This window comes from Pseudomonas fluorescens, assembly GCF_000968015.1.
GTDB classification, from domain to species: domain Bacteria; phylum Pseudomonadota; class Gammaproteobacteria; order Pseudomonadales; family Pseudomonadaceae; genus Aquipseudomonas; species Aquipseudomonas fluorescens_W.
The window spans coordinates 13,340-35,680 of sequence record NZ_LACH01000006.1 but is presented as its reverse complement, the minus strand read 5'-3'; the positions used below and the strand labels follow the sequence as shown (position 1 = coordinate 35,680).

21 protein-coding genes are annotated in these 22,341 nt (G+C 59.6%); 7 read left to right on the top strand and 14 right to left on the bottom strand.

Annotation, left to right across the window (positions count from 1 at the left end; genetic code table 11):
* Positions 1–54: 54 nt before the first annotated feature.
* From VD17_RS04480 to VD17_RS04455, 6 genes are all read right to left on the bottom strand, one after another.
* Positions 55–822: an SDR family oxidoreductase gene (locus VD17_RS04480; RefSeq protein WP_008149805.1), complete on the bottom strand. Its 768-nt coding sequence runs from the start codon at positions 820–822 to the stop codon at positions 55–57.
* A gap of 45 nt (positions 823–867) precedes the next feature.
* Entirely contained in the window at positions 868–1,935 is a 1,068-nt protein-coding gene (locus tag VD17_RS04475) for a phosphotransferase family protein (RefSeq protein WP_046052851.1), read from the bottom strand.
* 144 nt (positions 1,936–2,079) lie between these two features.
* Positions 2,080–3,039 carry a 2-hydroxyacid dehydrogenase gene (locus VD17_RS04470; protein WP_046052850.1) on the bottom strand — a complete coding sequence of 320 codons (960 nt, stop codon included), beginning with the start codon at positions 3,037–3,039 and terminating at the stop codon, positions 2,080–2,082.
* A gap of 137 nt (positions 3,040–3,176) precedes the next feature.
* A complete protein-coding gene (locus VD17_RS04465; protein WP_046052849.1) occupies positions 3,177–3,695 on the bottom strand; it encodes a cysteine hydrolase family protein in 519 nt (172 codons plus the stop codon).
* A 189-nt stretch (positions 3,696–3,884) separates the two neighbouring features.
* Entirely contained in the window at positions 3,885–4,502 is a 618-nt protein-coding gene (locus VD17_RS04460; protein WP_046052848.1) for a TetR/AcrR family transcriptional regulator, read from the bottom strand.
* Between the two features lie 31 nt (positions 4,503–4,533).
* Positions 4,534–4,917, bottom strand: coding sequence for a tautomerase family protein (locus VD17_RS04455; protein WP_046052847.1), 384 nt, complete (start codon positions 4,915–4,917; stop codon positions 4,534–4,536).
* A gap of 269 nt (positions 4,918–5,186) precedes the next feature.
* Between VD17_RS04455 and VD17_RS04450 the strand changes: the two genes are divergently transcribed.
* Together VD17_RS04450 and VD17_RS04445 are read left to right on the top strand one after the other, a co-directional pair.
* Positions 5,187–6,467, top strand: a complete 1,281-nt coding sequence (locus VD17_RS04450) for a serine/threonine transporter (RefSeq protein ID WP_033054568.1) — start codon at positions 5,187–5,189, stop codon at positions 6,465–6,467.
* A gap of 193 nt (positions 6,468–6,660) precedes the next feature.
* Positions 6,661–8,322, top strand: a complete 1,662-nt coding sequence (locus tag VD17_RS04445) for a SulP family inorganic anion transporter (protein WP_046052846.1) — start codon at positions 6,661–6,663, stop codon at positions 8,320–8,322.
* A gap of 201 nt (positions 8,323–8,523) precedes the next feature.
* Here the strand turns inward: VD17_RS04445 and acnB are convergent, their stop codons facing one another.
* Positions 8,524–11,133 (bottom strand): bifunctional aconitate hydratase 2/2-methylisocitrate dehydratase, encoded by a 2,610-nt coding sequence (gene acnB, locus VD17_RS04440; protein ID WP_046052845.1) that lies wholly within the window; start codon positions 11,131–11,133, stop codon positions 8,524–8,526.
* Between the two features lie 408 nt (positions 11,134–11,541).
* Here acnB and VD17_RS04435 point away from each other — a divergent pair, with 408 nt between their 5' ends.
* Entirely contained in the window at positions 11,542–12,012 is a 471-nt protein-coding gene (locus tag VD17_RS04435; RefSeq protein ID WP_046052844.1) for a DUF1289 domain-containing protein, read from the top strand.
* Between the two features lie 116 nt (positions 12,013–12,128).
* Here the strand turns inward: VD17_RS04435 and VD17_RS04430 are convergent, their stop codons facing one another.
* Positions 12,129–12,992, bottom strand: a complete 864-nt coding sequence (locus VD17_RS04430; RefSeq protein ID WP_046052843.1) for a universal stress protein — start codon at positions 12,990–12,992, stop codon at positions 12,129–12,131.
* Positions 12,993–13,152: 160 nt separating this feature from the next.
* Between VD17_RS04430 and VD17_RS04425 the strand changes: the two genes are divergently transcribed.
* The gene (locus VD17_RS04425) at positions 13,153–13,761 is read left to right on the top strand and encodes a tRNA-(ms[2]io[6]A)-hydroxylase (protein ID WP_046052842.1); all 609 of its coding nucleotides are present in this window, start codon (positions 13,153–13,155) and stop codon (positions 13,759–13,761) included.
* Positions 13,762–13,935: 174 nt separating this feature from the next.
* Here the strand turns inward: VD17_RS04425 and VD17_RS04420 are convergent, their stop codons facing one another.
* Together VD17_RS04420 and VD17_RS04415 are read right to left on the bottom strand one after the other, a co-directional pair.
* Positions 13,936–14,424, bottom strand: a complete 489-nt coding sequence (locus VD17_RS04420) for a GFA family protein (RefSeq protein WP_046052841.1) — start codon at positions 14,422–14,424, stop codon at positions 13,936–13,938.
* A 46-nt stretch (positions 14,425–14,470) separates the two neighbouring features.
* Complete coding sequence (locus VD17_RS04415) at positions 14,471–14,875, bottom strand: PaaI family thioesterase (protein ID WP_033054578.1); 405 nt, start codon at positions 14,873–14,875, stop codon at positions 14,471–14,473.
* 275 nt (positions 14,876–15,150) lie between these two features.
* Between VD17_RS04415 and VD17_RS04410 the strand changes: the two genes are divergently transcribed.
* The 3 genes from VD17_RS04410 to VD17_RS04400 all read left to right on the top strand — a co-directional run bounded on the left by VD17_RS04410 (position 15,151) and on the right by VD17_RS04400 (position 18,360).
* On the top strand, positions 15,151–16,035 hold the full coding sequence (locus VD17_RS04410) for a LysR substrate-binding domain-containing protein (protein ID WP_033054579.1): 885 nt from the start codon (positions 15,151–15,153) through the stop codon (positions 16,033–16,035).
* Positions 16,036–16,135: 100 nt separating this feature from the next.
* Complete coding sequence (gene aguA, locus VD17_RS04405; RefSeq protein WP_046052840.1) at positions 16,136–17,260, top strand: agmatine deiminase; 1,125 nt, start codon at positions 16,136–16,138, stop codon at positions 17,258–17,260.
* Between the two features lie 2 nt (positions 17,261–17,262).
* Entirely contained in the window at positions 17,263–18,360 is a 1,098-nt protein-coding gene (locus tag VD17_RS04400; protein ID WP_046052839.1) for an extracellular solute-binding protein, read from the top strand.
* A 125-nt stretch (positions 18,361–18,485) separates the two neighbouring features.
* Here the strand turns inward: VD17_RS04400 and VD17_RS04395 are convergent, their stop codons facing one another.
* The 4 genes from VD17_RS04395 to VD17_RS04380 all read right to left on the bottom strand — a co-directional run bounded on the left by VD17_RS04395 (position 18,486) and on the right by VD17_RS04380 (position 22,166).
* Complete coding sequence (locus tag VD17_RS04395; protein ID WP_046052838.1) at positions 18,486–19,103, bottom strand: DNA-3-methyladenine glycosylase family protein; 618 nt, start codon at positions 19,101–19,103, stop codon at positions 18,486–18,488.
* A 4-nt stretch (positions 19,104–19,107) separates the two neighbouring features.
* Positions 19,108–19,920 (bottom strand): isocitrate lyase/PEP mutase family protein, encoded by an 813-nt coding sequence (locus VD17_RS04390; RefSeq protein ID WP_046052837.1) that lies wholly within the window; start codon positions 19,918–19,920, stop codon positions 19,108–19,110.
* A gap of 42 nt (positions 19,921–19,962) precedes the next feature.
* A complete protein-coding gene (locus VD17_RS04385) occupies positions 19,963–21,045 on the bottom strand; it encodes a bifunctional transcriptional activator/DNA repair enzyme AdaA (RefSeq protein ID WP_046052853.1) in 1,083 nt (360 codons plus the stop codon).
* A gap of 80 nt (positions 21,046–21,125) precedes the next feature.
* Positions 21,126–22,166, bottom strand: coding sequence for a DMT family transporter (locus VD17_RS04380; protein ID WP_046052836.1), 1,041 nt, complete (start codon positions 22,164–22,166; stop codon positions 21,126–21,128).
* Positions 22,167–22,341 lie beyond the last annotated feature (175 nt).

The window sequence follows — 22,341 nt, the reverse complement described above, 5'->3', positions numbered from 1 at the left end:
TGTGTTTTCACACAGTCTGCCTAAGGCTGCCTTTTGTTCATCCGGGAAATCGGATCAGGACAAGAACCCACCATCCACATTCAACGAAACCCCGGTTGTGTAACTCGACGCATCACTGGCCAGATACAACACCGCTCCCGCCATCTCACTCGGATCCGCCACACGCTTGAGTGGAATCTGCTGCAATGCGGTGTTCAAAATAGCCTCGTTTTTCACCAGCGCCGAAGCAAACTTGGTGTCGGTCAGACCTGGCAGCAGCGCGTTGCAACGGATGCCGAACTGTGCGCATTCCTTGGCGAACACTTTGGTCATGTTGATGACCGCCGCTTTGGTCACCGAGTAGATACCCTGGAAGATCCCCGGCGAGATGCCGTTGATCGAGGCGACGTTGATGATGCTGCCGCCGCCGTTTTCGCGCATCAGCTTGCCGGCTTCCACCGACATGAAGAAGTAGCCGCGGATGTTCACGTCGACAGTTTTCTGGAAAGCGCTGAGGTCGGTGTCCAGTACGTTGCAGAACTGCGGGTTGGTCGCCGCGTTGTTGACCAGGATGTCCAGGCGCCCGAACTGTTCGCGAATGCCGGCGAAGACCTGGCTGATCTGTTCCATTTCACCGATGTGACAAGCCACGGCAGTAGCTTTGCCGCCAGCGGCGATGATCGCGTCTGCCACGTGCTGGCAGCCGTCGAGTTTGCGGCTCGAAACGATGACGTGGGCGCCTTGCTGGGCCAGCAGTTTGGCGATGGCTTCACCGATGCCGCGGCTGGCGCCGGATACGAATGCGATTTTGCCGTCGAGGTCGAACAACTGAGTCTTGGACATGGGATTCTCTTATAAAAAGTCTTGTTATTGGGGCCCGTGGCGTAATCAGAGGCTGGATTTCTGGATGACTTGCAGGCTCATGTGCTCCAGCAGTTTGTTCATGTGAATGAACTGTGCGAAGCGTTTGTCCTGGGTCTGACCATGGAAGAAGCGGTAGTAGATCTGCTGCACGATGCCGGCCAAGCGGAACAGGCCGTAGGTGTAGTAAAAGTCGAAGTTGTCGATCTGGATGCCGGAGCGCTCGGCGTAGTAATCGACAAACTCGCGGCGGGTCAGCATGCCCGGGGCGTGGCTCGGTTGGCGGCGCATCATTTGCACCGGAGCCGGGTCGGCGGCTTCGATCCAGTAGGCGAGGGTGTTGCCCAGGTCCATCAGCGGGTCGCCGAGGGTGGTCAGTTCCCAGTCGAGCACGCCGATGATGTCCATCGGGTTGTTCGGGTCAAGGATCACGTTGTCGAAGCGGTAGTCGTTGTGGACGATGCTGGAGGTCGGGTGATCGGCCGGCATCTTGTCGTTGAGCCAGGCTTTGACCGCTTCCCACTTCGGCGCGTCCGGTGTCAGTGCTTTCTCGTAGCGATCGCTCCAGCCTTTGATCTGCCGCGCGACATAGCCTTCGGGTTTGCCGAGGTCGCCCAAGCCATAGGCGTTGTAGTCGACCCGGTGCAGTTCAACGAATTTGTCGATGAAACTCTTGCACAGCGTTTCGGTTTTCGCCGAATCCAGACCCAGTTCCGGCGGCAGTTCGGAGCGCAGGATGATCCCTTTGACCCGTTCCATCACGTAGAACTCGGCGCCGATCACCGATTCATCGGTGCAGTGCACGTAGGCTTTCGGGCAGTACGGGAAACCATCACGTAGCTGATTGAGGATGCGAAATTCGCGGCCCATGTCGTGGGCGGACTTGGCTTTGTGCCCAAAGGGCGGGCGACGGAGGACGAACTCTTGTTCGGGGTATTCCAGCAAGTAAGTGAGGTTCGACGCACCGCCTGGAAACTGGCTGATCTGCGGCAGACCACTCAGGCCCGGAATGTGGGCCTTGAGGTACGGATCGATCAGGCTGGCATCGAGTTCTTCGCCGGTGCGGATACGGGTGGACTGGTCAGTAAGCGCCATGCTTATCCCTTCTGCTTATTCTGGAGGCCTGAGACTATTGGCTAATCTAATGCGCACATCCGACACCCACAACCACGAAACGCCCTTATAGGCGAGCGTGTTGCCGGGCAATCATTGTTTTTGATACACCTGTTTGAATGGTGGTCAGATCATACTCGTCGACGATGGCAGGGCAATCGGGGTCAATACCGGATTGCCGGTGAAGAACGCCACCAGATTGCGACCTACCAACTCCACGGTGCCTTGAGTGGCTTCCGGGGACAAACCGGCGACATGCGGGGTGAGGATCACATTGGCCAACGTCTTGAAGGCATTGGGTACTTGGGGTTCTGTGTCGAAGACATCCAGCGCAGCACCGGCAATCCTGCGCTGCTCAAGCGAGCTGATCAGGTCTGCGGTGGCGATCACACTGGCTCGGGCGATGTTGACGATGAACCCGTTTGGGCCCAGGGCGTCGAGTACCTGTCGGTTGATCAGGTGTTTGGTGCCCAGGCCGCCGGGGGTGGCGACGACCAAAAAGTCTGATTCCCGTGCCAACTCGGTGGGCGTCGAGCGGAAGCTGTACGGCACATCGCTGCGATGCTGGCGGTTGTGGTAACTGACCGTCATGTCGAAGCCGTGGGCGGCGCGTTTGGCGATGGCCATTCCGACCGCACCGAGCCCCAGGATGCCCAAGTGCTTGCCCGCCAGGGAAGGGCGCATGATTTTCGGCCACTCACCCCGGCGCACGGCGGCGTCGCAACGGGGAATGTCACGTACCAGAGACAGCAGCATTGCCATGGCATGGTCGGCGACTGAAGAGGCATTGACTCCGGCGCCATTGGTGACCGTAATGCCCCGGTTGGCGGCGGCTTGCAGGTCGACGTGTTCGTAGCCGGCGCCGATCACGCAGATGATCTTGAGATTGGGCAGGGCGGCGATTTCGTCGGCATACAGGCCCAATGGGCCGCGGGTCAGCACCGCATCGATCTGCGCGCCATGGCGTTTAATGGCATCGGCGCGCTCGGCAGGTGTGGGAGCCAGAATCAGGTGAAAACCCTGATGTTCTAGAATCGGCAGGTAGTCATTGATGGTTTCGACCAGTACCAGAACGGTTGCAGGCATGCTGGGCTCCTGTGGGCATCGGAAAGTCGGGGCTCGAAAGTTGCTTCAAAACGTTGCTTCAAATGGCTGATTCCGCAACGGTTTGGCATTTACCAAAGATAGCAGGCTTGTGGCTTTCGACCTCAGTGTAGGAGCGCTTACATATCCACGGTGTTCAACACCTTTGCGAATGCTCCGTTCAACGTCGCGTTATGGTGTTCGATGATCGACCGGGCCGGCAGCGCCGGTGTGTCCATGCAGGTATGCGCATCGGCCACGAGTATGGGTTTGAACCCCAGTTCGGCCGCCGCCCGGCAGGTGCTGTCGATGCAATATTGGGTTTTCATGCCGGCGATGAACACCTCATTGATCCCGCTAGCCCGCAGTTGCTCCGCCAGCGCAGTGGCGTAAAAGGCGTTGGGTCGGGTTTTGTCGAACAAGATGTCGATGCTGGCATCCAGATCCAGGGCGGGCAGTAACTGCCAGAGAGGGCTGCCGACTTCAATGGGCGAACCTTGAGGGCCGGTATGGCGCACCGCGAAGATCGGCACGTCGCGCTCCCTGGCCTGACGAATGAGTTGCTGGATGTTCGCCAGTACCCGTTCTCCGTCGTAGGGTTTTTCCGGGCCGTGGAACAGACCGACCTGCATATCGATGATCAACAGCGCTGATGACATGGGTGTTTCTCCTTGGGTGTCGTACGAAAAGTGCCGAACGGACGGGAGAAACGACAAGGCCCCGTCCATTGCTGGCGGGGCCTTGGGGTTCACTGCGCTGTGTTTATCTCAGCCAGCCACCACACGACCCGCCGGAAGCGGTCGTGGTGGTGCGGGTGAGGTTCAGCGCAGGAATATTCATGAGGTCGATCATGCTGTCGGCATCGGGGGTGTGTCAACGGCCGTTTCCGAGGTGAGGAACGTCCGGGCTGCGTCGAGAATTTCATCGGACAAGGCATCACCCCGGGTTGCGCGGGCCAGGGTCAGGGCGCCGACCATCAGCGAATAGTCCACCAACGCTTTTTGCCGATTGGTGTCGGGCTGATCCGCGCCCATCAGCGGTGCCAGCATTTGCAGCAATGCCTCCAGCCCTTGGGTGTAGGTTTGGTGCAATCCGCTTTCAGCGGTTTCATGACACATGTCGCCGGCAAACGCGGTCACCGGGCAGCTTTCGCCCGGATTATCGCGATTGGCCGCGGACAGGTAGGGCGCGATGATGCTTTCGCGAGCCGAGAGGTTGTCGTCGTTGTCTTCTATTTTCTGCTTCCAGCGTTCCATCGATTGGGTGAACGCCCGGCTGCACGCCTCTTGCGCCAGCGCTTCCTTGGATTCGAAGTGACCATAAAACCCGCCATGGGTGAGGCCGGCCGCGCCCATCACATCGACGACACTGATCCCGTGCAGTCCGCGTTCGCGAAACAGACGCGTGGCGGCCTTGACGATGATCTCGCGGTTGAGTTCGGCTTGTTTGCGGGAGACTCGGGGCATTGGCGACTCACAGGTATATAAAAGGCAGAAATCAGATGGCGTATTGAGCAATGCCGTTTCCAAACGACCAGTTCTCTTTCTTGACCTCCACCAGATTGATGAACACATCTTCCAGGCGCACCGCCAGTTCCGCGTTAAGGCTCTCGGCAATGGTTTTGTAGAGCAGTTTTTTCTGCTCGATGGTACGGCCTTCGCTCAGGGTGATCTGAATCACCACCAGATTGTCGGTGCGATTGATGCCCAGGTAGCCGGGATCAAAGATGAAATGCTGTTCATCGTGCTCGGCAAGAATCTGGAAGTTATCGTTCTCCGGCACGCCAATCGCGCTGTGCATGGCGGCGTAGATCAATTGCCCGACACGTTTGGCAAAAGTAGGGTCTTGATGCTTTTTGATGTCGACGCGAACGAGTGGCATGAGAGGGCTCCGAAATTAGGGTTGCCGGTCAGCAGTCGGGATCGAAATTACATGACGGCAATCCTTTATTGAATAGATTTTTTAAAACATCTATTTAATAAAGGGTGCCAATGGAGCTGATCCGCACAACCACTCCTCAGCTAAGTCTTTGCTTCTGCTCATTAATCCCGGACAATCGCGCCCCTGTTTCGGCCAGGGCGCTGCCTGTCGGATTTTTCCGACTCGTCCTGACCGGGTAGCAACTGACCGGAATGCGGAGATCCCACCGGATGAATGATCAGGCCAATAGCGTCGACGAACGCTATGTATCGGCGGCACCAGCGACGCTTGAAAGCTGGAATCGCCATGACACCACCTGGATGCTGGGCCTGTTTGGCACGGCCATCGGGGCCGGCACGCTGTTTTTGCCGATCAACGCGGGTCTGGGCGGCTTCTGGCCGTTGCTGGTCCTGGCGGTGCTGGCGTTCCCTATGACGTTTTACGCACACCGTGGCCTGACACGCTTTGTGTTGTCCGGACGCGAAGGCGCGGACATCACTGAAGTCGTGGAAGAGCACTTCGGGATCAAGGCTGGTGCGCTGATCACCTTGCTGTACTTCTTCGCGATCTTCCCGATCCTGTTGATCTACAGCGTGGCCCTGACCAACACCGTGGGCAGTTTCCTCGAGCATCAGCTGCACATCATGCCGCCACCGCGCGCCGTGCTGTCGCTCGTGCTGATCCTTGGCCTGTTGGCGGTGGTACGTTGCGGCGAGCAAGCGATCGTCAAGGCCATGAGCCTGATGGTGTATCCGTTCATTGTTGCGCTGCTGTTCCTCGCGGTGTTCCTGATTCCTCACTGGAACGGCGGCATTCTCGCCACCGCCTCGACGCTACCAGAACCGTCGGCACTGCTGCACACACTGTGGCTGGCGATTCCGGTGATGGTGTTCTCGTTCAACCATTCGCCGATCATCTCGGCATTCGCGGTGGACCAGAAGCGTCGTTACGGCGATCACGCCGAAGAACGCAGCTCGCAGATCCTGTCCCGCGCCCACGCCTTGATGGTGGTGATGGTGCTGTTCTTCGTGTTCAGTTGCGTGCTGACCCTGTCGCCGGCGCAATTGGCTGAAGCCAAGGCGCAGAACCTGTCGATCCTGTCGTACCTGGCCAACCACTTCAGCAACCCGACCATCGCCTTCGCGGCACCGTTGATTGCATTTGTGGCCATTTCCAAGTCGTTCCTGGGCCACTACATTGGCGCCAGCGAAGGTCTGAAAGGTCTGATCGTGAAGAGTGGCAAGCGCCCGGCACCGAAGACCCTGGATCGCATGACTGCCGCCTTCATGCTGGTGGTCTGCTGGATCGTTGCCACACTGAACCCGAGCATTCTCGGGATGATCGAAACCCTTGGTGGTCCGATCATCGCCGCGATCCTGTTCCTGATGCCGATGTACGCAATCCGCAAGGTTCCGGCCATGGCGCGTTATCGCGGTCAAGCTTCCAACGTCTTCGTGACGGCGGTGGGCCTGGTGGCGATTTCGGCGTTGATCTACTCGTTGACTGCCTGATTGGGTGAAACGACGGCCGCACTGTGCATGCCGCACAGTGCGGCCGTTTTTTTGCCTGGCATAAAGCTCGGCACCTGACCCAGAACACACATCCCGTGGGGATTAGCGACTAAGCTTGCGGCTGCATAAACGCGTCATAGAGCGTTTGCCGAGGACTTTCCCCGGCCAGTCTATCTTTCTCTGGAGACGCTTCATGGCTCGTGCCCACGGCGCATCGGCGCAACCCCGTGCCGACAGGCCAAACCGCTGGCTGGACATAATGGCCGGGTTGTCGATCGCTGGTTTGTTGTTGCCCGAGGCGGTCGCCTATTCAAGCATTGCTGCATTGCCGCCACAGGCGGGCGTGATTGCGTTATTTGCCGGCCTGCTGTGCTACGGGTTGTTCGGCACCAGTCGTTTTGCCATCGTTTCTGCTACGTCGTCTTCGGCGGCGGTACTGGCCGCCGCCACAGCCACGTTGGCCAATGGTGACTCGGGCCTGCGCATGACCCTGGCAATCGGCCTGGTGCTGGTGACGGGTGGATTTTTCCTGCTGGCCGGATTGTTCAAACTCGGCAGCGTGACGTCGTTCATTGCCAAACCGGTGCTGAGAGGCTTTGCCTTCGGCCTCGCCGTGACGATCATCCTCAAGCAAGTAGCGAGCATCGTCGATGTGCACTTGAGCAATGGCAATCTGATCCGTTTCGTGCCGCAACTGCTTGAGCAGTTACCACAGTGGAACCGGGTCGGTGCCCTTGTGGCGGCCGTGTCCTTGCTGGTGTTGTGGCTGTGCGCGCGGGTCAGGCGTTTGCCGGGAGGTTTGCTGGTGGTGGCGCTCGGCATCGCGGCCGGCCAATGGCTGAACTTGCCAGCTTATGGGGTGAAACTGATCGGCGTGATTGATCTGAGCCTGGAAGTGCCGCGTCTTCCCGTGTTGCCGTTTACCGACTGGTTGCGCCTGGGCGAACTGGCGTTTGCCATGGTGATGATTCTGTATGCCGAGTCCTATGGATCGATCACCTCGTTTGCGCTCAAGCATGGCGACCGCGTGTCCTCGAACCGCGATCTGCTGGCCCTCGGTGCAGCCAATTTGTTGTCGGGCCTGTTCCATGGCATGCCGGCAGGCGCTGGTTACTCTGCGACGTCGGCCAATGAGGCGGCGGGTGCTGGCTCGCGTCTGGCGGGCGCGGTAGCGGCGGGGGTGGTGTTGCTCATCGTGTTGACGGTGTTGCCCTGGATTGCCCTGACCCCCGAGCCGGTACTGGCGGCCATTGTCATTCACGCATTGGCGCGAGGCTTGAGCCTGCAGCCCTTGGGCCGGTATTTCGTCTGGCGTCGCGATCGGCTACTGGTGATTTGCGCGGTGGCGGCGGTGCTGGTGTTGGGGGTATTGGACGGCTTGTTGGTGGCGGTGGTTATCAGCGTGGTGCTGATGTTGAAACAGATGTCGTCCGCGGATATTCAGGTGCTGGGGCAGATAGGCAGCGGTCATGATTTTGTCGATCTGCAGCGCCACCCTCAGGCCCGCGAGATCCCCGGTGTGCTGATTGTAAGACCGAGCGAAGCGCTATTTTTCGCCAACGTGGAGCGCATTCTCGGCGGTGCATTGCATCTGGCCCGCCACGCGTTAACGCCGGTTCATACGATTATTCTCAGCCTGGAGGAGACTCCCGACCTGGATGGCACGAGTATCGAAGCGCTGGAAACCTTCTTCTTGCAGGTGCGTGCCGAAGACAAGCTGCTGATTCTGGCGCGGCTCAAGCACGAGGCCAAAGCGGTACTCTCACTGTTGCCGGCGCAGGAGCTGGAGCAGGTGAGTCTTAGCGGTTTGAGCGTTGATGGAGCGGTGCAACAAGCACTCAAGTCATCCGCATAACCTGTGGGAGCGAGCTTGCTCCGGGCGGCGTTCCGACGATGGCGGTAGTACATTCAATATCAATGTTGACTGACACACCGCCATCGTCGGATCGCCGCCCGGAGCAAGCTCGCTCCCACAGGGGGGGGCGTGCAAACTTTGCAGGCATAAAAAAACGCCGCTCATCTCACGATGGGCGGCGTTTTTTATTGCGTTGCAGCGTTAGGCTTGAACGACCGGGATATTGGCGTTCGCAGCAGCTTCACGGAACTCGGCGATCTGGTCGAAGGACAGGTAGCGGTAAACATCGGCCGCCATGCTGTCGATCTTGCCAGCGTATTCCATGTACTCCTCGACGGTCGGCAGGCGACCCAGGATGGAAGCAACAGACGCCAGCTCGGCCGAAGCCAGGTAGACGTTCGCGCCGTCACCCAGACGGTTCGGGAAGTTACGGGTCGACGTCGACACAACAGTCGAGTTCGGCTCTACACGTGCCTGGTTACCCATGCACAGCGAGCAACCCGGCATTTCCATGCGAGCGCCGGCCTTGCCGTAGATGCCGTAGTAGCCTTCTTCGGTCAGCTGGTGAGCGTCCATTTTGGTCGGCGGCGACAGCCACAGACGGGTTGGAAGCTGACCTTTGACCTGTTCCAGCAACTTGCCGGCAGCGCGGAAGTGACCGATGTTGGTCATGCACGAACCGATGAACACTTCGTCGATCTTCTCGCCAGCAACGCTGGACAGCAGACGGGCGTCGTCCGGATCGTTTGGCGCGCAGAGCACAGGCTCTTTGATGTCGGCCAGGTCGATTTCGATGATTTCAGCGTATTCGGCGTCAGCATCGGCAACCATCAACTCAGGGTTGGCGATCCAGGCTTCCATCGCTTGAGCACGACGTTCCAGGGTACGCGCATCGCCGTAGCCTTCGCCGATCATCCAGCGCAGCAGGGTGACGTTGGAGCTCAGGTACTCGGTGATCGACTCTTTCGACAGCTTGATGGTGCAACCGGCAGCCGAACGTTCGGCCGAGGCGTCGGACAGCTCGAACGCTTGCTCGATGCTCAGGTTGTCCAGGCCTTCGATTTCCAGAATGCGGCCGGAGAAGGCGTTCTTCTTGCCTTTCTTCTCGACGGTCAGCAGGCCAGCTTGAATCGCGAAGTAAGGAATGGCGTGAACCAGGTCACGCAGGGTGACGCCCGGTTGCATTTTGCCTTTGAAGCGCACCAGGATCGATTCCGGCATGTCCAGCGGCATAACGCCAGTGGCTGCGGCAAACGCTACCAGACCGGAACCGGCCGGGAACGAAATGCCCATCGGGAAACGGGTGTGCGAGTCACCACCGGTACCGACGGTGTCCGGCAGCAGCATACGGTTCAGCCAGCTGTGGATGATGCCGTCGCCCGGACGCAGGGAAACGCCGCCGCGGGTCATGATGAAGTCTGGCAGGGTGTGGTGGGTGGTCACGTCGATCGGCTTAGGGTAAGCCGCGGTGTGGCAGAAGGACTGCATGACCAGATCGGTCGAGAAGCCCAGGCACGCCAGGTCTTTCAGTTCGTCACGGGTCATAGGACCGGTGGTGTCCTGAGAGCCGACGGTGGTCATTTTCGGTTCGCAGTAAGTACCTGGACGAACGCCTTTGCCTTCTGGCAGGCCACAAGCCTTGCCGACCATTTTCTGTGCCAGGGTGAAGCCCTTGCCGGTGTCGACAGGTGCTTCAGGCAGTTTGAACAGGTCGGTAGGGCCCAGGCCCAATTCGGCACGAGCCTTGTCGGTCAGGCCGCGGCCGATGATCAGCGGGATACGGCCGCCAGCACGAACTTCGTCCAACAGCACCGGGGTTTTCATTTCGAAGGTGGTCAGGACTTCGTCAGTGCCGTGTTTGCAGACTTTGCCAGCATGCGGGTACAGGTCGATCACGTCGCCCATGTGCATGTTGGTGACGTCGAATTCGATTGGCAGTGCGCCAGCATCTTCCATGGTGTTGTAGAAGATCGGAGCGATTTTGCTGCCGAAGCAGAAACCGCCGGCACGCTTGTTCGGCACGTAAGGAACGTCGTCGCCGAAGAACCACAGCACCGAGTTGGTGGCGGATTTACGCGAAGAACCGGTACCGACCACGTCACCGACGTAGGCGATCGGGAAGCCGGCATTGCGCATTTCTTCGATCTGCTTCATCGGACCAGTGACGCCCTGGACGTCAGGCACGATGCCTTCACGGGCCATTTTCAGCATGGCGAGAGCGTGCAGCGGGATGTCCGGACGGGACCAGGCATCAGGAGCAGGGGACAGGTCGTCGGTGTTGGTTTCGCCGGTGACCTTGAACACGCGCAGGCTGATCTTGTCGGCCAGCACAGGGCGGTTTTTGAACCACTCGCCGTCAGCCCAGGATTGCAGCACGCCTTTAGCGTGAACGTTGCCGTTCTTGGCTTTTTCAGCGACGTCGTGGAAAGCGTCGAACATCAGCAGGGTGTGCTTGAGTTCTTCGGCAGCGACTGGCGCCAGTTCGGCGTCGTCCAGCAGATTGACCAGAGTCACGATGTTGTAGCCACCCTGCATGGTGCCGAGCAGTTCAACAGCGCGTTTCTTGTCGATCAGAGGGGATTTGGCTTCGCCTTTGGCGAGGGCAGACAGGAAACCGGCCTTTACATAGGCTGCTTCGTCCACGCCTGGCGGAATGCGATTGGTGATCAGGTCAACGAGGAAAGCTTCTTCGCCAGCCGGGGGATTCTTCAGCAGCTCGACCAGGCCTGCAGTTTGTTCGGCGTTTAACGGCTGGGGAACGATACCCAGTGCTGCACGCTCTTCGATATGTTTGCGGTAGGCTTCAAGCACAGTTATTACCCTCATCAGTGGTCCCAAATGGGTGTCCGGGACGCTCATCCCGAAATTGCCGTACTCATGCGCTGCGTGGCGTTGTGGGCCACTTAGCCAGAATTACCGACAATTCCTTACAGAAGCTGCTTTCAAAGTTTTACGCCTGCAGAACGGGGAGCTGATGAGGGTTGGCGTTGGGCTTTTCCCCGCTGGAAAAACCCTTCGCCAACACCGCTCTGAAGGAACGACTGTGCTCGTGACGCTTTGAAAACAGCTTCTAACGGACATTGGCGCCTTAAAAGGCTGGCTGATTCTACGGCAAAAAAAATGGAAAGGTAAGTTAGGCTCTGAACTTTGAGGGGTGATGAATGTTAGACAAAGGGCTAACATGCCGACCTGTTCTGCTTTCCCGTGCTTTCCCTACCTATGCCCAATCAGACCATCAAGACCCCCTGCGTCGGCCTCTGCTCCACTGTTTACGGTGATTTGGTGTGCCGTGGCTGCAAGCGTTTCCACCATGAAGTGATCAGCTGGAATGGTTACAACGAGGAGGAAAAACGCGCGGTGTGGCTGCGTCTTGAGCTGCTGCTGTCCCAGGTGATGGCCAGCAAGCTTGAAGTTTTCGATCCCCAGCGCCTGCGCCTGCAGCTGGAGCAGCGCAAGATCCGCTTTGTGCCGCATCAGTCGGAATATTGCTGGGCGTATCAGTTGATCGCGCGGGGCGCGCGGGTCATCAACAACCTGGAAGCCTACGGAATGGTGCTGATGCCGGAGTTCCGCGACTGGAACCTGCCGGAACTGCGCGATGCTATTGATCGGGAGTTCTTTTTGCTCTCCGAGGCGCATTACCAGCGCTACATTGCCCCCGGCTTTCTCCGGGACGCCTTCGGCGGCTAAAAGCATCGTCGGAACGCCATCGCGAGCAAGCTCGCTCCCACATTGGATCTGTGGCGTTCACAAATCCCCTGTGGGAGCGAGCTTGCTCGCGATAGCGATCTATCGCACCGCAAATCTCAATGCTGAGTCACGATCTCCTCCAGATGATCCATGATCGCATCCGGCTTCAGCACCAACACATCGCTCTCCACCGCATCCAGCACCACCTCCGCCGTATTCCCGATCAACGCCCCTGACAACCCGGAGCGCGCCACGGTACCGATTACCGTCACCGCCGCTTGCAGCTTGTGGACCATGAACGGAATCAACACATCCGCCGGACCTTCCTCGATATGCAGGTGCTCGTCATCAATGTCGAACTCGGCTTGAAACGCCTTGCACTGTTCGCGATAGCGCGCCTCGATGGTTTCGCTGAGCTGCAACGTGGGGTCGGCCGCCGACAGCATCGGCGACGGGTGGGCACTGACCACGTGCAAATGGGCCTTGGCCAGGCTGGCGATGTCGTAACCGTGATCGACAATACACGCGTGCAAGGTGCGGTGTTCACCATCGGTACTACCGACATCGATCGCCGCCAGAATGACGCCGCCAGTCCAGGGTTTCGAGGTTTTGACCAACAGCACCGGCGTCGGGCAGTAACGCAGCAGTTTCCAGTCCGCCGGGGTCAGCAGGGCTTTTTTCAGCGGACTGTCGGGGTAATGTTGCTTGACCACCAGTCCGCAGCCTTCAGCCTGCTGCACATCGACGATGGTTTCGTGCAGGCTTTCGTTCCACGCCTGCTCGGTGGTGACGCTGTAGCCGTCCTCGATCAGCGCGGCCTTGAGCACGCCCAACATGCCGCTGTGGTCATGCTTGCGGTCGCAGACCAGCAGATGCAGATGAGCCTGGGTCACGCCAGCAATCAGCTTGGCCCGTTTGAGCGCCAGGCTTTCCGAGTGTTCAGGTTCGAGGACCACCAGAATGCTGCGAATGGCTTGCATGATCGGGATCTCCATGAAGTAAAAAATACTGCGTTGGACAACTATAGTTGCTGGTTGGCCTTTCGGGACTTGATGTATATCAACGGTCGCGACTGGTGGTCTGCCGGCAGGCCGGTATAATCGGCGCCCTTCGATTTTGAACCTCTTATCCGTGAGCCCCATGATCCTTCCCGAAATTCACGAGTTCCTCGGCTGCCGCACCCCCGATGGCTGGGTTCAAGCCGCGCTGGCCGATCAGGAAACCTTGCTGATCGATCACAAGAACTGCGAATTCAAGGCCGCCAGTACCGCGTTGAGCCTGATTGCCAAGTATCACTCCCACGTCGATCTGATCAACCTGATGTCGCGTCTGGCCCGGGAAGAGCTGGTGCACCACGAACAGGTCATGCGCTTGATGAAAAAGCGCAAGATCGGGCTGCGTCAGCTGTCCGCCGGGCGCTACGCCTCGGGCCTGCGCAAAGTGGTGCGCAGCCACGAGCCGGTCAAACTGGTGGACACCCTGGTGGTCGGCGCGTTTATCGAAGCCCGCAGCTGCGAACGTTTCGAAGCGCTGGTTCCGCATCTGGACGAAGAACTGGGCAAGTTCTACTTTGGCCTGCTGAAAAGCGAGGCCCGGCATTTCCAGGGTTACCTGAAACTGGCCTATCAGTACGGTGACGCCAAGGACATCGCGCAAGTGATCGACAAGGTCCGCGCCGCCGAGCAGGAGCTGATCGAGTCGCCGGACGTGGAGTTTCGTTTCCACAGCGGTGTCCCGGCTGTGGCGTGAAGATCAAAAGATCGCAGCCTCGTTTCACTCGACAGCTCCTACATTGGCATGTCGTACACCCTGTAGGAACTGCCGAAGGTTCGGGCCGCGTTCGGACGATCTTTTAAAAGGTGTACACAATCTGCCCAGCCAACACCGTCGAAACACTCCACTGATCGTTGACTGTGAACCAGCTTAGCGGCTCAAACCCAAGCGCTCATGCCACTCGGCGATGGATTCTTCGGGATAGACGTCGAACTGCTGATCCCCAGGATGCGCCTCGACTTCCACCCACGGCGCCTTGGAACCGAGCATCAAGTGCGTGTGCTCCGGTGGCAACGGCAGTGGAGTGTCGATGGCAGAGGCAAACGGGTGAATCAGCTCCGGCCATTCCGGGCTGAACAGCCACAAGCCTGAGCCACACAGAGAACAGAAATGCCGCTCGGCGGTGCTGCTGTGGGCGCGTTTATCGCCTTCGTCCTTGAGTCGTGCGTGATAAATCGCGATGTGCTTGCGACCGCGCACCTTCAGGCTGCCGGCATCGCCACCGAGGTTGATCGCATAACCGCCACCGCCCTGAGTCTTGCGGCAGATCGAGCAGTAGCAGCGCTGATACGGGTAGGGATGGGCGCTGGTCAAACTGAACGACACTGCGCCGCAATGGCAGGAACCTTCGAGCTGCATGGGAACCTCCGACGGGTCTGGAACTTACCCAAGACAGCCTAGACCTTCAGCGCCCCTCGACCGGTACGAGAATCGCATCGCCGGTCGCCACCAGTTTCAGTTGATCACCGGTTTGTGCGAACAACTCGGCGCGGGCGAACACTTGCTTCTTGCCAGCCTTCACCACCTGACCCCGAGCGATGAACACTTCGCCGATGGCGGGTGCCAGGCAGTTCACTGAGAAATGTGAAGCCAGCACGTTGCCGGCGACCGTTCCGGCTGCGAATCCGCAGGCTGTGTCGAGCAGCGCGCCGATCAGTCCGGCGTGCAGAAAGCCTGCGTACTGCGCCATATCGCTCTCGCGAAAAGCCATCGTGAGCTCGGCTTCGCCGCTTTCTGCGCGGGTGACTTCAAAACCGGCCCAGCGGTTGAAGGCTGAGGTTGAGTTGATCTGTTTGAGTGCGTTGAGCATGGCGAATCCCTCCAATTGAGGCACCAACATGCGCCGGGTCTGGGGGGAAGTCATGGTGGATAAGGGCGGGTGATAGCGTCGGATATGCGGTGGCTGTGCAGCCCCCTTCGCGAGCAGGCTCGCTCCCACAGGGGATCATTGTTTTACACAAATACTGAGTTCACTGAAGATCAAATGTGGGAGCGAGCTTGCTCGCGATGAACGATAACTCGGTCCTGCTGGACGCCTGCTAATGGCCAAGGCAGCATGGGCGCCTTGAAATCGGGGCTCTATTCATGCGACGACTACCCTCCCTGGCCGCACTCAGAACTTTCGAATGCGCCGCCCGTCACGCCCATTTCGGCCGGGCGGCAGCGGAGTTGTGCGTCACCGACAGCGCGGTCAGCCATCAGATTCGCCAGCTTGAAGAGCAATTGGGCGTGACGCTGTTCATCCGTGAAGGCCGGCAGATTCGCCCGACGATGGCCGCCGGGCGCCTGATGCAAAGCCTGCAGCAGGCCTTCGAACTGATCGGTGATGCTTGCGATGAACTGCGTGACCCGTCATCGCTGGCGGTGTTGCGCCTGGCGGTGACTGCCGAGCTGGCGCAAAAGTGGTTGATGAGTCGCCTGACGGATTTCTACGCGCGCTATCCGCACATCACCTTGCACCTCTACGAACAACCGATCGACGCCACGGCGCCGGGCGAAGACATCGACCTGGCAATCACCTACGGTACCGGTCCGGTGGACAGCAGTGCCTACTTTGTCCGGCCCTTGCCGGCGTTGCAGTTCTTCCCGGTGTGCAGCCCCGGTCTGTTCAACCAGGGCACCTTGAAAACGCCGAAGGATCTGGCGCGTCACTGCCTGCTGCATGACGATCAGGACGGCAAGACCTGGACCGCCTGGCTCACCAGCCATGCCGGTGATCAGCGCCCCGAACGGCAGCTGTATTTCGCCCACGCCGGTTTGGCGCTGGAAGCGGCGGCTCAAGGCCAGGGTGTGGCCATGGGCGATAACTTGACCGCGCAAGAGGATTTGCTCAGCGGTCGTCTGGTCCGGCCGTTCACCTCCAGCATGACTGCACTCGGCCAATATGCGCTGGTGTGTGAGCGAGTGAGACTGGAGCGCCCGGCCGTGGCGCAGATGCTGGAATGGTTCAACGATCAGCTGATCGATTGATGAGTTGAATTCAAGTATTCCGAAATAATCATCGTTGGCGAGGAGGGCGCTGGCGACCGTAGCCTGTGGTCATTCCAATCCCCGCCGATGAGGTCTGACCATGGCACGTTTGCTCGACTCCACCCCCAAACTCGATGGCTTCCGCCTGCCTGGCGAATTCGAAACCAAGTCCGGTTGCTGGCTCGGCTGGCCGGAGCGCACCGACGTGTGGCGCAATGGCGCCAAGCCTGCGCAGAAAGTCTGGGTGCAGATCGTCACCGCCATCTCCCGGAGCGAACCGGTCACCGTGTGCGCCTCCGCCGCGCAGTTCGCCACCGCTCGCCGCCAATTGCCGCCTCAAGTGCGGGTGGTGGAAATGACCTGCAACGACACCTGGTTCCGCGACAGTGGCCCATGCTTTGTGGTCAACGACGACAGCGGTGAGGTGCGCGGAGTGGACTTCGAGTTCAACGCCTACGGCGGCCTCGATGGCGGCTTGTACTACCCGTGGGACAAGGACGATCAAATCGCCAGCAAAATCCTCGAAATCGAACGCTTCGACCGCTACCGCGCACCGCTGATTGCTGAACTGGGTGGTATCCAGAGCGACGGCCAGGGCAGCATTCTGACCACCGAGCAATGCCTGCTCAACCGCAATCGCAACCAGCATTTGGGCAAGGAAGAAGTCACCCGCCGACTGACCGACTATCTCGGTGCCGAGCAAATCATCTGGTTGCCACGGGGCTGCAAGTTCGACGAAACCGACGGCCATGTCGACGATCTCGCCTGCTTCGTGCGCCCCGGTGAAGTGGTGCTGCAATGGACCGACAATCGTGATGACCCGCAATGGGAAATCTACCAGGAGGCCTACGACATTCTGCGCAGCACCCGCGACAGCCGTGGTCGCGAGTTGATCGTGCACAAGCTGCCGCAACCGGACGTGCTGGAATGGACCGCTGAAGAAGCCGAAGGCCTGGATCAGCAAGACAGCACGCACACCCGTCAGGCCGGTACGAAAATCTGCGCGTCGTATATCAACTATTACGCTGGCAATTCCTCGATCGTGGTGCCTTTGTTTGGTGATCGCAACGATCAGGCCGCACAGGCGACCCTCGCCGAACTGTTCCCGCAGCACACAATCGTCGGTATCGAAAACTCTCGGGAGATCCTCCTCGGCGGCGGCAATGTCGCCTGCATCACCATGCCGCAGTACGCAGGCAATGCCTGCAACAAAAAGGGAGTTTGAACATGGGCCTGCACAAACTGACTCAAGCATTACTGCTGGTGCTCGCACCCCTGTGTGTGCAGGCCGCCGACACCGCTAAACCGGTGGTCAACCTGTACATCTGGGGCGAGTACCTGGCCCCCGATACCCTGACCAATTTCGAGAAGAAAACCGGCATCCACGTGGTGGCCGACCACTTCGACTCCCTGGAAACCGTAGAGACCAAACTGCTCACGGGTCGCAGCGGCTATGACCTGGTGCTGACCGCCGGCCAGCATTTGTCCCGGGCGATCCAGAGCGGTGCGATTCAAACCCTGAACCCGCAACAGTTGCCGCATTTTGCCGGTGTGGGTGACGAGTTCCGCCAGCACATGGCGGTGTTCGATCCGGGCAATCGGTACGCCGGGATCTACGCCTGGGGCACCACCGGCGTCGGCTATCAGGAACAGGCAATCAAGCAGCGCCTGCCCGACGCACCACGGGACAGTTGGGCGATGCTGTTCGACCCGGCGGTGGTGTCGAAATTTGCCGATTGCGGGGTCAGTTTGCTCAACGATCCCAACGAAGTTTTCGCCGCGGTCATGAAGTACATGGGCCTGGACATCAACCGTCAAAACCTCGATGACCTGAAGCGGGCCGAACAGCAACTGGCGAAGATCCGGCCCTACATCCGCTACTTCGACAATGACCTGAACATCAGCGATCTCGCTAATGGCAACACCTGCGTCGCCATGTCGTGGAACGGCAACGTGGCCATTGCCGCCGGACAGGCCGAGGCTGCGAACAAGCCGTTCAAGCTGAGTTATCGGATACCGAAGGAGGGCACGTTGATCTGGTTCGACGCGATGGTCATTCCCAAGGATGCGCCTCATCCTCAGGCGGGGCTGGCATTGATGGATTATCTGATGACGCCGGAGGTGATTGCGCCGATCACGGACACCATCCATTACGCCAATGCGATTACGGCGGCGGACGGCTTGATTGATCCGGCGATTCGCAACGACCCGGGGACGTATCCGTCGGCTGAGGTGAGGGCTTCGTTGTATAGCAAGAATGACAATGGCACGGCGTTTAACCGGGCTTTGATTCGAGCGTTCAGTCGGTTGAAGTCGGGGTTGTGATCGGCTTTGGGTGATGGGGTGAATGTGAAGTCGCCTTCGCGAGCAAGCTCGCTCCCACATTGGATTTGTGAACTCCCGGGATCCCCTGTGGGAGCGGGCTTGCTCGCGAAGAACGATAACGCGGTCTACTTGCCTGTCATCCGCCACAAATACCACGCCGCCACCGTCCGAAACGGACTCCACGCCAATCCAATCTCCACCATTTGCTTGCGCGTCGGTTGCACCTCCAGCCCCTTCATCCGCCGATACCCCTCACGCACGCCAAAGTCATCGGCCGGCAAAATATCCGGCCGTTCCAGGCTGTAGATCAGCAACATCTCAACCGTCCAGCGCCCAACCCCACGCAGGGTGATCAACCGCTCGATCAGCGCCTCATCTTCCATGGCGAGTGCCGTGGCGTAATCCGGCACAACTCCGTCCAGCGCCGCTTGGGCAATGCCCTGAATGGTCGCGATCTTGCTGGCGGAAAACCCGCAACTGCGCAGTTGATCGAACTCGGTCGCGACAATCTGTTCAGGCCTCGGGAACGCGCCCGTCCCAAACAACGCCAGCAGCCGACCGACAATCGCATCCCCGGCCTTTGCATGCAGTTGCTGGTAGGCAATCGCCCGCACCAGCGACTCATAAGGATCACGAGCCGCGTGGGGCTGATGCAGGCAAGGGCCGATGGCGGCGATGTGGCGGCGCCAGTCCTCATCGATGGACGATAGAAACTCGGTAGCGGGCAGATAGGCGTCGGGCATGGGGTCAAGCTTTCCCGGACGGCGCCAGCAGAGCGTTCACTTCGCCATAGGTGAAGGCCTTCAGATCACGGCTGTCGAGTGTCCCTGTTTCCAGAAAGCTCTTGGCCAGTGCGCTCATGGCGCCATAAAGAAACTCGGCGATGCGTGAACCCGCGCTCAAACGGCGTACGCCGAGCGCTTTCAGCTCTTCAGGCGACGGCAAACCGGGGAGCCCGAGCACGTTCACCGGCAGCGTGGTGCCCTGGCACAGCGCAGCGATCTCGTACTCTGCCGTGACGCCAGCGGCGAACAAACCATCGGCACCGGCGGCCTGATACAACGCGGCGCGCCTGAGCGTCTCGGCCACGCGGTCTTCGGCGGGCACCAGATTTTTGAGGTACACATCGGTGCGTGCGTTGATGAACAGCTTCACATTTCGGCGACTGGCAACCTGCCGAGCGATTTCGATCTTGCGCACCAGCAGCTCGGGCGGGGACGCACCGTCTTCGATATTGATCCCGACGGCCCCGGCGGCAATCACCGCATCAATCACTTCGGCAACCCGCGTCAGGTCATCGGAGTAGCCGGCCTCGATGTCCACGGTCAATGGCACCGAGATCACCCGTGCGATGGACTCGACAGTTGAAATCAGGCGCTCAAGGGGCAGGGCATTGCCATCCGGATAACCGTGAGCCCAAGCCACCGCCGCGCTGCTGGTGGCAACGGCTTTGCTACCAAGCTGCTCCACGATGCGCGCCCCGGCGGCATCGCCGACGTTGGTGAGAATCAGCAGGCCATCCTGGTGCAACTGGTGAAATTGATTGTCGAGCGTGTTCATCGAATGCCCTTCCTTATGACTTTTTGAGAAACCTGCAAGTAATCAGAATGCGAGTTGTTGCGTGATCTGCACCGCCGCTTTTTCCAGCCTGAGCAAGAACGCCTTGCGCGGTTGTCCTCCACCATAGCCGGTCAGCGAGCCGTCGGCGCCGATCACCCGGTGACAGGGCACGACAATCGAAAGACGGTTATGCCCATTGGCCAGGCCGACGGCGCGACTGGCGCCGGGCTTGCCCAATAACGCCGCAATGGCGCCGTAGGTGCTGGTCTGGCCATACGGGATCTTCGCCAGTTCGGCCCAGACCTGTCGGGCGAAATCGCTGCCAGGCAAGTGTAGTGGAACGTTGAAGTCAGTGAGTTTGCCGGCGAAATACTGCGTCAGTTCGGCTTCAATCTGCTGCAAATGCGCGTTATGCCCTGGCGCGACCGCATAGCCGTACCGATTCTGCAGTTCTTCGACTTCCTTAGTCAGCGCTGGCCGATCAAGAAACTCCAGCAGCACCAGGCCACGGCGTTCAGCCATGGCGATCATCGGCCCCAGCGGCGTGGTCAGGCGAGTGAACAGCAGCGGCTCGCTGTTGGCGACGCGGCCCGGTGTGATATTGAAAGACTTTTGAAACGCATCGCGAAACCCGCTCAGGGACTCGTAGCCCGAGTCGAATGCGGCGTTGTCGATGGAATCGCCCTGTTTGATCCCGCCCAACGCCATGCCCAGGCGTCGGGTGCGCAGCCAGGCGTGAAAGGTCATGCCGAAATGCTGCTTGAACCAGCGGCGCAGTTTCAGCGGCTCGATGCCTTCGGCCAGCAACTGGGCATCGGTCCAGCGCTGGTCGCGGTCGGCATCCACCGATTTGAGCAGCTTCTGCACCCAGTCCGGCGCGATGGCCGCCGCGTCCAGCGGCTTGCAGCGCAGACAGGCGCGATAGCCCGCGGACATGCACTCATCGGCATGGGCGAAGAACTCGACATTCTCCGGTTTCGGCTTGCGCGCCGTGCAACTGGGGCGACAGAAGATGCCGGTGGTTTTGACCGCGGTAAAGAACACCCCCTCGTAGGCGGTGTCTCGTTCGAGCATGGCGCGAACCATCTCGGCGTGGGGCGGAAGCAAAGCGTTTTGTAGGTTCATGAGGTGAGCATAAGACGCGTTGCCCAGCGCCTCCACCGGAAAATCGACAGGGAATTCCTGTCATTCGTCATGAAGGCTGCCTAATGGTTATGTCGGTGATGGATGTCCGGAAAATGTGGATGGCTGTGGCGCAGCGGCGTGTGTTCATGTTCGTGACTGTGGGGCTCGGTTCCGTCCCACTGGAACGAATGTTCATGTTGATGATGCTCGTCATGCACGTGGCGATGAGCATGCTTGAGCGCCTCATGTTGATGTTCATGGACATGACGTTCCTTGAGGTGAATCCATACCCCAAGGCCCATCAACAGCGAAGCGGCCCAAAACGTCAGCGTGACGGGTTCATTCAGCAGCAGGATGGCGATTGCCGCGCCGAGGAATGGTGCCGTGGAAAAGTAGGCGCCGGTACGCGCAGTGCCCAGGCCGCGCAGTGCCAGCACGAACAACACCAGGCTGATGCCATACCCCAGGAAACCGACGATCAACGTAGGCCCCAGAACTGTCATGTGCGGCAGTTTTGCGCCGAGCAACAGCGCCAGAGCACAGTTCACCGACCCGGCGACCACCCCCTTGATGCCGGCAATAAACAGCGCATCGGAGGCCGATACCTTGCGCGTCAGGTTGTTATCGATCGCCCAGCACACGCAGGCCAGCGCTACCGCCAACGGACCGACCCAGCCCTGTGACTGCGCCGGGCCCTGGGGCCAGGCCAACAGCAAGCCACCGGCGACGATTGCCAGCATTCCGGCGACGATGCGCCGGTCAGCGTTCTCCTTGAAAACCACCCAGGCCAGGACGGCGGTCAATACCGATTCGAGGTTGAGCATCAGCGAGGCCGTGGCGCCGGAGGTCAGGGTCAAACCGAACATCAGCGCCACCGGCCCGAGCACGCCGCCAAAAGCGATGGCACCGATCAGCCATGGCCACTCCGACGATTTCAGGCCGCTGGGCTGCCAGCCTCGGTCGCGCAACAGTCTGACGAGCGTCAGGCCCAGACCGCTGCCCAGGTACAACAATCCGGCCAAAAGAATCGGCGAAAGGTCCAGGCCCAGCAACTTGGCCAATGGCGTACTCGCGCCAAAAAGAGCGGCAGCGCCAAGGGCGTAGACAACGTTCAGGTTCATTGAGGGCGTGTGGTGAGTTGGGGTGTGGCCAAGTAGTACACAAATTCGTGTTCAACAACAATCTACTGTGGGAGCGAGCTTGGTCCGGGCGGCGTTCCGACGATAGCGATTCTTCAGCCACATTGATGTTGGATGTGCCACCGCTATCGCGAGCAAGCTCGCTCCCACATTTGAT

What these genes read in the sequence shown, in the direction of transcription:
- VD17_RS04410 (WP_033054579.1), top strand. Translation starts at nt 15,151, where the DNA reads ATGCGACGACTACCCTCCCTGGCCGCACTCAGAACTTTCGAATGCGCC.
- VD17_RS04420 (WP_046052841.1), bottom strand. Translation starts at nt 14,424, where the DNA reads ATGCAGCTCGAAGGTTCCTGCCATTGCGGCGCAGTGTCGTTCAGTTTG.
- VD17_RS04445 (WP_046052846.1), top strand. Translation starts at nt 6,661, where the DNA reads ATGGCTCGTGCCCACGGCGCATCGGCGCAACCCCGTGCCGACAGGCCA.
- VD17_RS04400 (WP_046052839.1), top strand. Translation starts at nt 17,263, where the DNA reads ATGGGCCTGCACAAACTGACTCAAGCATTACTGCTGGTGCTCGCACCC.
- VD17_RS04475 (WP_046052851.1), bottom strand. Translation starts at nt 1,935, where the DNA reads ATGGCGCTTACTGACCAGTCCACCCGTATCCGCACCGGCGAAGAACTC.
- VD17_RS04385 (WP_046052853.1), bottom strand. Translation starts at nt 21,045, where the DNA reads ATGAACCTACAAAACGCTTTGCTTCCGCCCCACGCCGAGATGGTTCGC.
- aguA (WP_046052840.1), top strand. Translation starts at nt 16,136, where the DNA reads ATGGCACGTTTGCTCGACTCCACCCCCAAACTCGATGGCTTCCGCCTG.
- VD17_RS04450 (WP_033054568.1), top strand. Translation starts at nt 5,187, where the DNA reads ATGAATGATCAGGCCAATAGCGTCGACGAACGCTATGTATCGGCGGCA.
- VD17_RS04470 (WP_046052850.1), bottom strand. Translation starts at nt 3,039, where the DNA reads ATGCCTGCAACCGTTCTGGTACTGGTCGAAACCATCAATGACTACCTG.
- VD17_RS04430 (WP_046052843.1), bottom strand. Translation starts at nt 12,992, where the DNA reads ATGCAAGCCATTCGCAGCATTCTGGTGGTCCTCGAACCTGAACACTCG.
- VD17_RS04415 (WP_033054578.1), bottom strand. Translation starts at nt 14,875, where the DNA reads ATGCTCAACGCACTCAAACAGATCAACTCAACCTCAGCCTTCAACCGC.
- VD17_RS04465 (WP_046052849.1), bottom strand. Translation starts at nt 3,695, where the DNA reads ATGTCATCAGCGCTGTTGATCATCGATATGCAGGTCGGTCTGTTCCAC.
- VD17_RS04455 (WP_046052847.1), bottom strand. Translation starts at nt 4,917, where the DNA reads ATGCCACTCGTTCGCGTCGACATCAAAAAGCATCAAGACCCTACTTTT.
- VD17_RS04395 (WP_046052838.1), bottom strand. Translation starts at nt 19,103, where the DNA reads ATGCCCGACGCCTATCTGCCCGCTACCGAGTTTCTATCGTCCATCGAT.
- VD17_RS04380 (WP_046052836.1), bottom strand. Translation starts at nt 22,166, where the DNA reads ATGAACCTGAACGTTGTCTACGCCCTTGGCGCTGCCGCTCTTTTTGGC.
- VD17_RS04435 (WP_046052844.1), top strand. Translation starts at nt 11,542, where the DNA reads ATGCCCAATCAGACCATCAAGACCCCCTGCGTCGGCCTCTGCTCCACT.
- VD17_RS04425 (WP_046052842.1), top strand. Translation starts at nt 13,153, where the DNA reads ATGATCCTTCCCGAAATTCACGAGTTCCTCGGCTGCCGCACCCCCGAT.
- VD17_RS04460 (WP_046052848.1), bottom strand. Translation starts at nt 4,502, where the DNA reads ATGCCCCGAGTCTCCCGCAAACAAGCCGAACTCAACCGCGAGATCATC.
- VD17_RS04480 (WP_008149805.1), bottom strand. Translation starts at nt 822, where the DNA reads ATGTCCAAGACTCAGTTGTTCGACCTCGACGGCAAAATCGCATTCGTA.
- VD17_RS04390 (WP_046052837.1), bottom strand. Translation starts at nt 19,920, where the DNA reads ATGAACACGCTCGACAATCAATTTCACCAGTTGCACCAGGATGGCCTG.